The sequence below is a fragment of the Enterobacter sp. V87_3 genome (genome assembly GCF_029967835.1).
GTDB lineage: Bacteria > Pseudomonadota > Gammaproteobacteria > Enterobacterales > Enterobacteriaceae > Enterobacter > Enterobacter cancerogenus.
On the sequence record NZ_JASCAM010000033.1, the window covers coordinates 99,204 to 111,778 of the forward strand.

At 50.6% G+C, this 12,575-nt stretch carries 13 protein-coding genes; 6 read left to right on the forward strand and 7 right to left on the reverse strand.

Going from position 1 to position 12,575, the window contains the following annotated elements; genetic code table 11:
- Positions 1 to 66: 66 nt before the first annotated feature.
- The 3 genes from QLG21_RS20985 to QLG21_RS20995 form a co-directional block, all read right to left on the reverse strand.
- On the reverse strand, positions 67 to 2,430 hold the full coding sequence (locus QLG21_RS20985) for a fimbria/pilus outer membrane usher protein (protein WP_282485141.1): 2,364 nt from the start codon (positions 2,428 to 2,430) through the stop codon (positions 67 to 69).
- Between the two features lie 172 nt (positions 2,431 to 2,602).
- The gene (locus QLG21_RS20990) at positions 2,603 to 3,280 is read right to left on the reverse strand and encodes a molecular chaperone (protein WP_282485142.1); all 678 of its coding nucleotides are present in this window, start codon (positions 3,278 to 3,280) and stop codon (positions 2,603 to 2,605) included.
- A 60-nt stretch (positions 3,281 to 3,340) separates the two neighbouring features.
- On the reverse strand, positions 3,341 to 3,895 hold the full coding sequence (locus tag QLG21_RS20995) for a fimbrial protein (protein ID WP_137903911.1): 555 nt from the start codon (positions 3,893 to 3,895) through the stop codon (positions 3,341 to 3,343).
- 2,097 nt (positions 3,896 to 5,992) lie between these two features.
- Here QLG21_RS20995 and QLG21_RS21000 point away from each other — a divergent pair.
- Entirely contained in the window at positions 5,993 to 6,238 is a 246-nt protein-coding gene (locus tag QLG21_RS21000; protein WP_006174784.1) for a DUF2543 family protein, read from the forward strand.
- A gap of 23 nt (positions 6,239 to 6,261) precedes the next feature.
- A complete protein-coding gene (locus tag QLG21_RS21005; RefSeq protein ID WP_282485143.1) occupies positions 6,262 to 6,951 on the forward strand; it encodes a hypothetical protein in 690 nt (229 codons plus the stop codon).
- Here the strand turns inward: QLG21_RS21005 and QLG21_RS21010 are convergent.
- Positions 6,943 to 8,439 carry a cyclic diguanylate phosphodiesterase gene (locus QLG21_RS21010; RefSeq protein WP_282485144.1) on the reverse strand — a complete coding sequence of 499 codons (1,497 nt, stop codon included), beginning with the start codon at positions 8,437 to 8,439 and terminating at the stop codon, positions 6,943 to 6,945. The genes QLG21_RS21005 and QLG21_RS21010 overlap by 9 nt on opposite strands.
- Before the next feature lie 423 nt (positions 8,440 to 8,862).
- Here QLG21_RS21010 and QLG21_RS21015 point away from each other — a divergent pair, with 423 nt between their 5' ends.
- On the forward strand, positions 8,863 to 9,111 hold the full coding sequence (locus tag QLG21_RS21015; RefSeq protein WP_137848398.1) for a GlsB/YeaQ/YmgE family stress response membrane protein: 249 nt from the start codon (positions 8,863 to 8,865) through the stop codon (positions 9,109 to 9,111).
- A gap of 130 nt (positions 9,112 to 9,241) precedes the next feature.
- On the opposite strand, the gene QLG21_RS21020 is transcribed toward QLG21_RS21015, so the two are convergent.
- Positions 9,242 to 9,340 (reverse strand): YoaK family small membrane protein, encoded by a 99-nt coding sequence (locus tag QLG21_RS21020; RefSeq protein WP_042319583.1) that lies wholly within the window; start codon positions 9,338 to 9,340, stop codon positions 9,242 to 9,244.
- Between the two features lie 45 nt (positions 9,341 to 9,385).
- Complete coding sequence (locus QLG21_RS21025) at positions 9,386 to 10,414, reverse strand: sensor domain-containing diguanylate cyclase (protein ID WP_282485145.1); 1,029 nt, start codon at positions 10,412 to 10,414, stop codon at positions 9,386 to 9,388.
- Between the two features lie 302 nt (positions 10,415 to 10,716).
- On the opposite strand from QLG21_RS21025, the gene QLG21_RS21030 reads away from it, so the two are divergent.
- Together QLG21_RS21030 and QLG21_RS21035 are read left to right on the forward strand one after the other, a co-directional pair.
- Positions 10,717 to 10,974: a DUF333 domain-containing protein gene (locus QLG21_RS21030; protein WP_042320506.1), complete on the forward strand. Its 258-nt coding sequence runs from the start codon at positions 10,717 to 10,719 to the stop codon at positions 10,972 to 10,974.
- Positions 10,975 to 11,054: 80 nt separating this feature from the next.
- Positions 11,055 to 11,366, forward strand: a complete 312-nt coding sequence (locus QLG21_RS21035; protein ID WP_006174793.1) for a hypothetical protein — start codon at positions 11,055 to 11,057, stop codon at positions 11,364 to 11,366.
- Here QLG21_RS21035 and QLG21_RS21040 read toward each other — a convergent pair.
- The gene (locus QLG21_RS21040; protein ID WP_282485146.1) at positions 11,361 to 11,705 is read right to left on the reverse strand and encodes a DUF488 family protein; all 345 of its coding nucleotides are present in this window, start codon (positions 11,703 to 11,705) and stop codon (positions 11,361 to 11,363) included. The genes QLG21_RS21035 and QLG21_RS21040 overlap by 6 nt on opposite strands.
- A 151-nt stretch (positions 11,706 to 11,856) precedes the next feature.
- Between QLG21_RS21040 and QLG21_RS21045 the strand changes: the two genes are divergently transcribed.
- Entirely contained in the window at positions 11,857 to 12,564 is a 708-nt protein-coding gene (locus QLG21_RS21045; protein WP_282485147.1) for a CTP synthase, read from the forward strand.
- Positions 12,565 to 12,575: the final 11 nt, after the last annotated feature.

The window sequence follows — 12,575 nt, forward strand, 5'->3', positions numbered from 1 at the left end:
TCATTTTAGGCGAGGCGTAAGCCTTCTCTCGCAAAAGTAATAATGCGAATCAATGCATTCAGAAAGTTAACGACATGTCGCGGTAGTACGATGAATTTTACCCGGTAATGCGTTCAAGGTTATTTTGGCGCGGCAGGTTATTGGTCCCCACTGTACCGTCATGCCATCACCGTCGTTCAGGCCACTCATGTAGACTTCGCCGTCATTCCCCACAATGCTCATCGCATCGCTTTCGTTGAGCTTTACCATCGCGCCAAAGGGTACAGGCGAGTTCCGATACATCAGCGTTATCAAGGCACGGACTCCCGTTCGTGCCTTGAACGTAGCGCGTACCACGGCGCCGCGCGTAGGAACAACCTTGACCACGGACTCGGTAACATCCACATCTGCTCCCAGTGAACCGGTGTCAATCGCAATACGGTTTTCCTGATAGGCACTGGCATAGGGCACCACTGCGTATCCGCGCCAGTCCGTTTTCACGCCGGGGTTATTGCGAACTCTCACGCCGGACGCACCCTGCGCTTCCAGTAACACAACGGTATCTCCCAGCGGCTGAGAGAATGTCACGCCATGGTTATGGCCGACGATCCCACCCTGCAGGCCGAAATTCATCTGGCTGTTCTGTCGGCTGTGGTTGTAGCCCGCGCTCACGGTGCCGTAGCCGCCCTTATAGGTACCACTCAGAGAGCTTCTCGATTCCCCGCCCGACGAGGTATAGCCCTGCTGGACCAGGTAGCTCAGGTTATTATCGGCGAGCGCGGTGCCGCTCAGTCCGACCTGGTGCGTCTCAGCGCCGTTCTTTTGCATATTCACGCTGTAGCTGGCCCAGCTTTGCGGCAGCCATTTGCTCAGCGGCACCTGCAGACTAAAGGCTACAATCTGATCTTTACGGTCTTTGCCCGGCGTTTCACTGTAGGTGTAGCCGAGCGAGTAATTAATATCGCTAATACTGGTGTTAAAACCGGTGCTGACGTTGCGTTCATAGCCCCGCTTGCTCCAGTAGTCTTGTTGGTATGCCGAAATATAAAAGTTACCCCAGGTTTGTAGCGACTGGCTAAGGTTGAGCTGCAGGCGGCTCCGCTTGTTGTAGCGCTGGCTGCTAAATTCATTCACTTCCTGAAAGGTATAAAATCCCTCTGTAGAGTAGCGATAGCTGGCGAGCGTCACGGTGGTGTCGGTTGTGGCCACCGTTTTAGAATATTGCACGCGATAGGACTGTCCCCGACTGCGGCGTTTTTTCTCATCAACGAGTTGGCTATCGGCAACGGTTATGTCGGCCGACAGTGAGCCTATATCGCCAAAGCTTAAGCCGGTACCCAGGACCCCGGACGCATAGTTACTCGCTCCCAGGAGGCCGCCGTACAGCGTGAGATTATTGGAGAGGCCATAGGCCATCGTGCCCAGACCGAATAAGGGCGTTTGGGCACCACTCTTCGTGGTTCGGTACTCTCCTCCGCTCAACGCATACTTTACGCGTCCTTCCCGCAACATGACGGGAACCGCAGAGAAAGGCTGCACAAAATGCTGGACGCTGCCGTCGGCTTCGGTGACGGTTACGTCCAGATCGCCGCTCGCCGACGTAGGATAGAGATCGCGAATTTCAAAGCTGCCGGGCGCCACGTAGGTTTGATAAACCGTGTAACCGTTTTGCTTCACGGTAACCGTAGCATTGGTGCGGGCTATCCCCCGAATGATAGGGGCGAAGCCGCGCAAGCTTTCCGGTAGCATCGTGTCGTCAGAAAAAATCTGCGCGCCGCGAAACATGACGCTGTCAAACACGTCGGCGGGAGTGCTGGTTTCCCCCAGTTGAAACTGCGCTCTCAAAAACTGGACGTCGCGGCTCAGGGTGGTATTCAGCGACGAAAATGACTGTTTTCCGTTGTTCTTCGTCGCGGTGCTGTAGTTACGCAGACGCCACGGCCCAGCGTTAATGCCGCTTTGCAGGTTGGTGTAAAACTGATCCTGGGTTTCACCGTCCCTGCTCCAGTTGCGCGATCCATTGATGCTGTAATTGACCAGCAGTGCAGAAATGCCCTGGTTCCAGAGCGACGTGTCAACGGTGCCGCGCGCGCGCGCGTTAAGCGCCGACTGAGGAATAGAGATATCCAGTCTCTGCTTGTCAAAATTCAGCCGGGTAGTGGCATCCGGTATAAATGCGCCGGGATCGGTAATAATGGCCTCGGCCGGAAGCATGGCTAATTCAGGAAATGCATCAACCCTGGTGCCGAGTGATTCCAGCATTCCACGGTTAAGCTCAGGCGCCAACCCGACTCTGTTTACAGGTATAAAAGAGATATTTTCCGTTCGAATATAATTTTCATTAAGCCATATTTCTACCCTGTAGGTACCGGGTAACTGCTCTCCACGCTCGAAGCGTGCCAGATCGATGCCCTGGGACGTCGAGTTTGTTTTTTCAAGCGCATCGGCCATGAAATAAAGATCGCCTGCGGCTGCGGGAAACACGCCCAAAATAAAAGTCGCTATCGCCGAGAGTCGACTTGCGCGGTGTGGCAACGAACCAGAGAAAAATGTATTTCGAGAATAAGAAAAAGTATTCACCTTGCTTACCTGCGAGAGTGACATAGCGCGTTGATAATATTTTTCATTTCAGCGTTTGGCGCTTTTCTGTCGTGACGCCACCAAAATCATTTATGGCTTTCCAGCTAACCTGTTTTCCACTGCCAACCACCGTTTCGGAACTAAAGGGTGAGATCATTGGAGGCTGGGTAATAGTTTTATTGCCAACCTTTAATGAATAAAGCGAAACATAGAACGGCGTCGGATTATTAATCACCAGACGTTCGCCGTTGGGCTTAAACGTTAATTGAGTCCATGCCTCATCTGCTTTTTCTGACGCCAGGGCCGCAGGTCGGAAAAAAAGCTTCATCCGCGTCTTAACGGCAATCAGCAGTCGATTTTCATCTGATCGGGTCATTGAAGGAATAGACTTAACGTTAAGCCAAAAAACAGACTCGCGATTTTCAGGGAGCACTTTCTCGCCTGTATAAATGACTCGCAGCGCATTTTCATGGCCACCATCGAGGCGGAAAAGCGGCGGTGTCACAATAAAAGGAACCTGCTCTTTCGAGTTCTCACTTAACTCAACCCATGACTGAATTAAATAGGGTACAGCATCCTGACTATTGCTCACAGGGAGTGAGGCTTCGTTTTCAGTCTCATTATAAACTAAGCGAGTTCCGCCGACGGTAATGCTGGCCTGACCCATCATGGAGAACAAGCAAGCGCTTAATAATACAATCGTTCGAATAAGTTGACTCATCCTTCTTCCCCGACATTTCAGCAAGAGACAACAGGGCGCACCTAAGGTACGCCCGGCGTATTACTGATAGGTAATGGTAAAATCTGACGTTGCGTTTGCAGTACCCGCAACCACGGCAGCCTGCGTCGCCTTATATTTCGCCACGAAAGTCATCTTATTACTGTTAGCGGCTTCTTCGCCTGCGCTAGTGTCAAGCGTGATGCTCCTGGATTGGGTAGCCAGCGGAATCGCGGTGATGCCATCTTCTTCATAAAACGCAACGCCAACGCCTTTCGCCGTTTGACCGCTGTTCAGCGCAAGAATATTGGTGTCCGAACTGTCCGCATTACCATCAAACTTGATGGAGGCAGAAGTCACGGCCGCAGGGCAGTTGTTTAACACAATGCTGAAGCGGGTTGCGGCAGCAACGGCCCCGGCCGCGTTGAACGAGCTTTTCGGGATTTTGCCGAGATTGACGGTTTGATTTGCCGTATTGGTATCAATCGTACAGGCCGAATCCAGAATGGTACCGGTAAAATTGATCTGTCCATCGGCTGCGACGGCTGCAAAAGTAATTCCAGAAACGGCTGCAGCCGCGACCATATTTCGAAAGACACTACTTAACTTCATTTGCATAGCTATATATCCTCAGGATTGAAGGTATCTGCGCAAAATTAAATTTTGCGCAGGAAGGGCGGAACAAGGCCGCAAAATAAGAGTTTTTCGTTCGAGGCAATGAATGATGATTATTTATCTATTAGCACCTCAGGTTTTGCGTTGATAAAAGTAAAATAAGCTGTTTCATCTCCAGTCCATTGCCTAATGCCAGACGATTTCGCACGTAGTAATTCTTATTGGTTTCATATTTATTTCTTATCCGATACTGGCTCGTCGATTGATCATAAACCCTCAGTAGAAAATCTAAATGATCGTCTGACAGCCGCATCGATAGCCTCTGGTAAAGCACGTCTTTTAATACGCATGGACTTTCTGTTGTCCAATATTTAGAGGCGCGCTCGCACAATTGCTTAAGATCTTTAAGCGTGGTGACGAGTCGGAAAAATTTTAAAAAAACGTTCTCCGTATTATCCTCTGGCGCAATAAAATAGGTTAGTCGTAATAACCCTCTTGCCGCGAGTCGGTAATAGAGCCATCGGATGTTCTCGCTATTCTCTCCTATCGTATCGATAAGAATGTAGGACTTGTCCAGGATGGTCGCGCTTACTAAAAATTCCAACCGGTTGTCAAAGTAGAATACTTCCCCCCTGGCTGAGGTCAACGAAGTAACTGCCTGCCTCATTGGGAAGTTTCGTGAAAAAACTAATAGCGCCGTCAAAATTCATTCCTTATGTAATTTTTCATTGTCATTGTGAAGAAGGTTTGAAAATATATATGCGCTCTAAAGATTCGCAGTCTATTTTGTACGCTTTCCCATACATTCTTGTAAAAGGGTATCGTTCAAAGCCCACGGTATTAAACGCGTTCTGGATTTTTTTCATCATGGACAACAAATAGGATTTCGAGCACCGAAGTCCATAATCGTCAAAAACGTGTACGATAATGTCATTATCGTAGACAATTTCACTATCCATCCCCGCCAGGAGATACTCGAACAGTCTCGCTTTCGTCGTACCGAATCTTTTAATACGTCCATTCTTGGTATTGATAAGCGTTCTTGTTGAAAGCCGATACTCAAGATGTTGGAAAATCGTGTATCCATACAGAAGCTCGTCAGAGACAAAAGGCACAAAGACTCCTTAGAAGTTTATCTTTCCCATTTCCATGTCGGCGCCTTCTCCATTCGAAAGGTTTTCGGTGTTCATCTGATGCAATGAAATGTTATTAAAATGGAGAAAATGTGACAATGGGACTAATTTATCAAAGCAAAACACTGCAAGAGGTATTGGGTGCGACACAAAAATCCATTTAGTGAGATTTTTTAAGTTTAAAAACACAAGTGTTGCATTGATGTTTCTGGGTATCGCATCGTAAAACATAAAATTTACAAAATTATATTTAACTAAAATTCACATATAAATAGCAAAAAGACCTGCAAAAAATAAACAACATTTTTAAATCAATAAGTTACAAAGGTAACCTAATTCTGTTAAACCTAGTCTTAATAGGGTTAATTTAGGATTTTTCATGACATTTTTTGCGATTTTTCCAAGCGCAAACTGACAAAAGTTGAAATTTATTTACATTTTAAAATGCTTTAAGTGCTTCGTAATGCAATAAAAATCATTAAAATCAATAACATGTTAAGAAAGCCCGTCCCGGATCAATTTTCTCAACTCGAATTAACAATAATGACCGATGCGTTTTACAGGCAAAAGCAGGCCAGGCATGTCATCATTTTTGCCTGCAGATCACCGGAGGACGAGTGAAAGGAAGTAAATATTCGGCAGCATAATGCTTTCGCCTGGCACCACCTTATGGGACGAATAAAGTTTATGTGACACTCGTACTGCTCCAGAATGAAATCAGAGCAATAAGTGCAGTCTGGTCTTTCACGGTGATGACATGGAATGGTTTGAATCCGCAGACCGGATTGTTTAAGACATGAAAAGCACAATTGTTGCAAACATGTCATCCAGATTCTGGGTTATGAATAACGGGAGCCGTTGGGTTCCCGTTTTTTTTATGTCGAACAGACTCGCCAGGGGCAGGGGGCATTCTCTATACTCGACTGCTGGCTTGCACCATTACTCACGCTCACATAAGAGACATGCTATGAACAACGACATTCCACTGAAATATTATGACATTACCGATGAATACGCGACGGAAACGGCCGAACCGGTTAATGAAGAGGAGCGTACGCCGCTGGCACACTATTTTCAGCTGTTGATCACGCGCCTCACGGACAGTGGTGAGATCAGCGAAGAGGCGCAAAAAGAGATGGCTGAGCAGGCCGGTATCAAGGCCAGCCGCATCGACGATATCGCTAACTTCCTGAATACCTGGGGCAACGAGTAGGCCATCAATAACCGGTAGGTGAAATGGACGCATCAGACCTGGACGCGCTTTACGAGTCGACCAACTGCCACACGCTGGCGCTGTGGCAAGAGCACGCTGACACCGGCGGCCCGATACCTGCGTACTACGCACCGCATAAATTTGCCCTGGCAACGGGGTTTCAGCCGCCGATGTCGGCGGAAATCGCCGGGCTTTTCACTGCGCTGCATACGCTCACGCACCACGATCCGCGTGCGGATCTTCAGCCCGTGGACGGTTTCCATTTTACCTTTTTACCGTTGACGTTACCGCTTTATGAGGCTGATCAACACCTTCCGTCCCACGTCGAGGCGCTCACCCACGCATGGGCACCTTATGACGGGCAATCCATAAGGATCAACGAATTAAGGCTGGTGGCCTTACCGGGACAACTGCTGCTGGCCGGCATACCTAATCCGACGGCAGTGGCCTGGCGTAAGGCTTTTTGTGAGGCAGTTCTTAACACGCCGTGGAGAGACGAACTGCTCGCCAGACATGAAAATGTGCCCCTGCCAGCGCCGTTCTGGCATACCACGCTGCTGCGCTATCAGGCTGCTCGTATGCCGGAATATCTCAGGGTGTTTTTCCTGCAGAATCGGACGCAGCGCTACGGGGACGTGGCGGGAAAACTCCAGCTGGTGCGTATCAATTACAACTGGACGGCGCGCTGGCCCGTCGGGGCCACTTCAGCGTGATGTGCTCCTCAGCCGTTTTGATAATTCTTCAATGGTCAGGGATTTTGAGAAATACCACCCCTGAATCAGGGCGCTGGGATAGCGCCCGGCGATAAAGCGATACTGCGCCTCATTTTCCACCCCTTCAAACACCAGCGTCTTATTGAGCTTTGAAAGCGCGTCGCTGAAAATAACAAAAATGTCCCGCTTGTAATGCTCGTTAATACCATCCACCAGCGATTTATCGATTTTGATCTCGTCGTACTCAAGGTCCGACAGCCTGGCGAGATTCGAATTTTGTACCCCAAAATCGTCTATTGAAATATTCATGCCCGCTGAATGTAGCGCCTTGCAAAACTCCTCCAGAATACCCGCGTGGGACACCGCATTTTCAGACAGCTCGATTTTGATTAACGCCAGCGGGATAGCATTCAGCTGGCACTCACGGCGGATCAGATCGATAAATTGCCTGTCTTCAATTTCCGTCCGGCCCACGTTGAGGGAGATCATCAGCTGATGCTGGCGGGCAAGTGGCGCAATTTCGCAGAGAGATTTTTTGATCATGTTGCGGTAGTAGGTGTTATACAGCCCGATCTTTTTAATCAACGGAATAAAGAGTTCAGGCGAAACGTCCGTATGCGCGTTGTCCCGCCAGCGAGATAACACTTCTACACCCACGGTTTTATGACTGCTGATTTGCACGACCGGCTGGTAGTGCACATCGATGGTGTTGTTCTTCACCGCCCTGACCAGCGTCCGCTCAAGCGAGGATCGGTCTTCATACAGCCGAATCGAAAACAGCGTCAGGGAGAGCCAGATAAAATAGAAAACCACGCACAGGAGAATAAAGACCGCAACGGACAAGGAAGCCAGACCGGCATCATGATGTTTCACCGTCACGCAGAGATCCCATCTCGTGCTGCACTGCGTCTCGCTCAGCGTAAATAACGATGACCGTAACCAGCTGCGCTGATCCGATGGCGCGGTAGAGAAGAAGATTCTGCCGAAATCTTTGGTTGTGGAACTGAGCGAATAGGTTGCGGTGACGGGACTGAATTTATCGTAGGCGTGCTGCGAGGTAAAAATAATCACATTGTGATAAATCGCCGCGTTGCCGGTGAAAAAATCAGGCTGCGAGAATTGCGCCAGGGTAAAGCCGTTGGGGGTGGTATGAAGTTCGGCTGGAAGCGCAACCGGAGAGGGCAGCTTGCCCCAGAAAGCCGTGCAGATGACGTGCCCGTCTTTAATTATGCCAATGTCATCAAAATAGCGGCTGTTGAGTTTTATTTTCCTGAAGCTGTCCAGGCTCGCGTTATCGCACCCCTGCGAGGACGTGCGCTTGAGCGTGCTCGCCACGCTCAGGGTTAAGCTTTCAGAGTAGCGTAAAAACGTATGGGCAATTTCATGCTGCTTACTCTGCTGCTGTTCGACGATAACTGCATTAACAGCGTAGAGAGACAGCAGAACCAGCAGTGTTGAAACGATCGCAACGGCAATGATCTTGTTCATTTTCCTGTGTCCTGTCAGCTCCCTGAGGCCGAAATTTTAACACAGGGCTGAACAGGGACAAGCCTGATGATCCTGGTGGGGAGCGTTGGCTTTTGCCTGGCGGGTGAGGGAGGGGCTGCGCCACGCGATGCGTCAGGCAAAAAAAAGCCCACTAAAAAGTGGGCAAGAAATACTGGAAGCAATGTGAGCAATGTCGTACTGAATACCTGAGTGTTTTGCTCAACTATTCAGTATTGAGAAAGATAATCTTTCTCAACTGAAGATGCAACCCCACGTTTCTTGTGGAGCACGAATTTATTTGATAGCTCATTAAACAGGCAGTCAACCACTGTGATGCATATCACAAATTTCCTTTCTGAAATCCTGTGCTATGCTTTTCCGTGTTGTTGATTTAACGACAAAAACCATACGGAGAGGAAAGCTATGGGAATTTTATCCTGGATTATCTTTGGTCTGATTGCGGGTATCCTGGCGAAGTGGATTATGCCGGGCAAAGATGGCGGTGGCTTTATCGTCACCATAATACTGGGTATTATCGGCGCGGTGGTTGGCGGCTGGATCAGCACCCTGTTCGGATTCGGTAAAGTGGACGGATTCAACTTCGGCAGTTTTGCCGTCGCGGTGATTGGTGCGCTGGTTGTTCTGTTTATCTACAGAAAAATCAAAAGCTAAGTTCAAGATGCGTTGAAAAAGGCTGCCTGATGGCGGCCTTTTTTATGCGCGGGCGTTACCACCAGCCAAGCTGCGTTCCGGCAACGGCGACGACAGCCACCAGCAGCATAATAATTGTTGTCTTTCTCATTTATGCCCCCGGCGCGGCGTAACCACCGACAAAAAACCATGCCAGAAAAACTAACGCCGTGATAAAGATCACGACCGGGAAGAGGATTCCGATTCTCATGCTATCACCTGTTTCGGTTTATCAAACGCCCCAGAGTGTACGGGGTTAATCCATCATGAGAAAGCCTGTTTTGCTTTTCCCTTTTTTATCCTGATACATCGCGATATCCGCCGCACGCAATGCGCTGTCGGCATCGGTTTTGGCTGGATCGACGGCAATCACCCCAAGACTCGCACCGGGATAAACGATATCTACGTTATCCAGCCGGTACTCACCGGCAATACAGGCGCTCAGTCGGGTTTTAAGCGGGGTTATCTGCGCGTGTTCATCGTCAATGTCGCAAACGCTCAGACAGGCCACCATAAACTCATCGCCCCCCAGCCTGCCGATAATATCGTCCTGGGTTTGTGCCGCCGTCAGGCGTTTACCCACTTCAATCAGGAACCGATCGCCGGTTTCGTGTCCATAACGGTCGTTAATGCATTTGAAATCATCGAGGTCGATAAAGGCAATAATGACGTGGCGCTTCAGGTGCCGCGCCAGCGAGAACAGGGTGTTGAGGTTCTCAAATATCGCGCGTCGGTTGGGTAACCCGGTGAGGGCATCCGTGTAGGAGTGCGCAATCAGCGCCGCGTTGGTTTCCCGTAACTGGGAAAGGAGGGACTCTTTCTGGATGTACTGGGCAATCAATCCTGCAAACAGTCTCAGCACCTGCTCGGCGCGATCGCTGAGCTGCTTTTTCTGCGTGCTGGTCGCGCACAGCGTACCGTACAGCGAGCCATCAGCAAGATAGATCGGGATACTGGCGTAGGTGGTTATCCCCAATGCCTTCGCCGCGTCGCAGTCGGCCCAGCGCACAGCCACCTCGTTACTGAAAATCGCATTGCTGTCCAGCGCCCGCTTGCACAGCGTATCGCCCCAGGGAACGCTCAGTCCTTCGGGGATCTGCATCTGCTTGCTGTTGCGGGCGTACAGAATATGCTGCAGGCGCGCGCTGATATCGACTTTCGTCAGGTAGGTCGACTCCATGTCGGTCACAATCTCCAGCATTTCCAGCAGCTGGCGAACAAGGCTTTCAAGAGATTGCTCGGTTGAGAGGGTTTCAGAGACCCGGGCAAGGATAGTATCCGACATGACGTAGATAGACTCCCATGCAGAAGACGTCCGCATCTGCATGTTATGCTGAAATTTTAGACTTCAGCCATAGTAAAACATGAATATAAGAAATTTTATATATTCAGAAAGGGGGGGGCGAAAAGAAAAAAAGCCCCGATGGTGAACCGGGGCAAAACATCTTGATTACGGAATGATGTTCTCTGGTCATATCGAGAACAGGCATGAGATTACGCATCAAAAGTGCAGTTATGATGGAGAAATCATGGAGAAAGCGCGGCCGACCCGTTACCCTAACGTTCATGAAATTCAGGAGGATGAAAATGAAGAGATATTTGCTACTGGCTCTGGCCTTGCCCCTTGCCGCGTGTACCACCCATTCCACACCGCCCGACGCGCCGAAACCGCCGCAGACCATCGGCATGGCCAATCCCGCCTCTGTCTATTGCCTGGAAAAAGGGGGAGAGCAGATCCCCGTTCAGAGCCCGCAGGGTGTGCGCACCGAGTGTAAACTGCCCAGTGGCGAGGTGATTGAGGAGTGGGAGCTCTTCCGTCGCGATCATCCGCAACCTGCCAGGTGACAGCGGTATTAAGAGTACGCTACACTTCCCTTTAGGATTATTCTTAGCCAGTTTCTGGCCCTTATGACCACGAGAGAAGTATGTTTCAGCTAAAACCGGGCAGCCTCGCGATAATCATCGGTGCCCGCACGACGGCAGGGCGTCGTAATATCGGTAAGTCTGTAGAGTTGTTTGGCCTGTGCCAGCCGGGCCAGCGTTTTGTGAACCCGGTAAACGGCGTGATGACGCAGTTACCCACTACCTCAGAACGCGCGCTTTGGCTGGTTACGGGCGATGTTTACGCCTTCGATAACCAGCACGGCTTTGCGTTCGTGCGCCCGGAACATCTCATGCCGCTTACTCCGGATAACGCCCTGCAAACGCAGGATGAGCAGGCGCTTACGCGTTCATAAATGACGCAGCCAGTCCGCCAGCACCAGGGCGTGATTCTGCGTTTTATCTTTTGCGCCGTAGAGCAAGGTAACGGTCTGTTTTTTTGCCCGTTCAGCAAGGCGCTGGCCTTCATCCCGATGGTGCGCCAGCTCCTCTTTGTATGCCTTGCTAAAGGCCGTAAAGTCGATCGTTTCACTGTGAAACGCCTTGCGTAACTCGCCTGATGGGGCGAGCGTCTTACACCACTCGTTACAGTCGAGGTCGGTTTTTTTCACCCCGCGTGGCCACAGCCTGTCCACCAGCACCCGGTAGCCATCTCCCGCACTGGCCTGCTCATACACGCGTTTAATCTGGATCATTTTCCCTCCTTAATGCCGCAATGTGTTCGCGGGTTCACTATAGCACCTCAGGTATGCCCACCCAATTTAAGGTATTGTGAGAACTGCAAAAGATCGGTAGTCTGAGGTTCCTTATGTTATCGAATACTCCACAGGCGTAAGGAATCCCCCCATGGAACATCTTCCGGTTAAAACGACGCTGCGCATTGCGCTGGTCGGCGATTACAATCCCGAGGTTATTGCGCACCAGGCCATCCCGCTGGCTATTGACGACGCTGCCGCTGTTCTGGAGCTCACGGCGGACTACGACTGGATTGCGACGACCGAGCTGACCAGTCCCGAAGATCTGGTTGGCTACGATGCCATCTGGCTGGTGCCTGCAAGCCCTTATAAAAACACGCAGGCGGCCTTTATTGCCGCGCGCTATGCGCGTGAAAACAGCGTTCCCTTCCTGGGCACCTGCGGCGGGTTCCAGCATGCGCTGATTGAATATGCGCGTAACGTGCTGGGCTGGGATGATGCGAGCCATGCCGAGACCGACGCGGAAGGGCGATGGGTTATCGCGCCGCTGGCCTGTTCTCTGGTTGAGCAAACCGACGTCATCGAACTGCGCAGTAATACCCTGATTGCCAAAGCCTATGGCAAAGACGAGATCCGCGAGGGATATCACTGTAATTATGGCGTGTCGGCGGAATTTGCGCAGGAGCTGGAGAGCGGGGCTATGCGCGTCACGGGCTGGGATGAAAATGGCGAGGTTCGCGCAGCCGAGCTTGTGGCGCATCCTTTCTATGTAATCACCCTGTTCCAGCACGAGCGTGCTGCGCTTGAGGGACGTCCGGTTGTGCTGGTGCAGGCGATGCTGCGCGCCGCACGGGAATAAAAAACAGGCAG

What these genes read in the sequence shown, in the direction of transcription:
- QLG21_RS20985 (WP_282485141.1), bottom strand. Translation starts at nt 2,430, where the DNA reads ATGGCCGATGCGCTTGAAAAAACAAACTCGACGTCCCAGGGCATCGAT.
- QLG21_RS20990 (WP_282485142.1), bottom strand. Translation starts at nt 3,280, where the DNA reads ATGAGTCAACTTATTCGAACGATTGTATTATTAAGCGCTTGCTTGTTC.
- QLG21_RS20995 (WP_137903911.1), bottom strand. Translation starts at nt 3,895, where the DNA reads ATGCAAATGAAGTTAAGTAGTGTCTTTCGAAATATGGTCGCGGCTGCA.
- QLG21_RS21000 (WP_006174784.1), top strand. Translation starts at nt 5,993, where the DNA reads ATGAACAACGACATTCCACTGAAATATTATGACATTACCGATGAATAC.
- QLG21_RS21005 (WP_282485143.1), top strand. Translation starts at nt 6,262, where the DNA reads ATGGACGCATCAGACCTGGACGCGCTTTACGAGTCGACCAACTGCCAC.
- QLG21_RS21010 (WP_282485144.1), bottom strand. Translation starts at nt 8,439, where the DNA reads ATGAACAAGATCATTGCCGTTGCGATCGTTTCAACACTGCTGGTTCTG.
- QLG21_RS21015 (WP_137848398.1), top strand. Translation starts at nt 8,863, where the DNA reads ATGGGAATTTTATCCTGGATTATCTTTGGTCTGATTGCGGGTATCCTG.
- QLG21_RS21020 (WP_042319583.1), bottom strand. Translation starts at nt 9,340, where the DNA reads ATGAGAATCGGAATCCTCTTCCCGGTCGTGATCTTTATCACGGCGTTA.
- QLG21_RS21025 (WP_282485145.1), bottom strand. Translation starts at nt 10,414, where the DNA reads ATGTCGGATACTATCCTTGCCCGGGTCTCTGAAACCCTCTCAACCGAG.
- QLG21_RS21030 (WP_042320506.1), top strand. Translation starts at nt 10,717, where the DNA reads ATGAAGAGATATTTGCTACTGGCTCTGGCCTTGCCCCTTGCCGCGTGT.
- QLG21_RS21035 (WP_006174793.1), top strand. Translation starts at nt 11,055, where the DNA reads ATGTTTCAGCTAAAACCGGGCAGCCTCGCGATAATCATCGGTGCCCGC.
- QLG21_RS21040 (WP_282485146.1), bottom strand. Translation starts at nt 11,705, where the DNA reads ATGATCCAGATTAAACGCGTGTATGAGCAGGCCAGTGCGGGAGATGGC.
- QLG21_RS21045 (WP_282485147.1), top strand. Translation starts at nt 11,857, where the DNA reads ATGGAACATCTTCCGGTTAAAACGACGCTGCGCATTGCGCTGGTCGGC.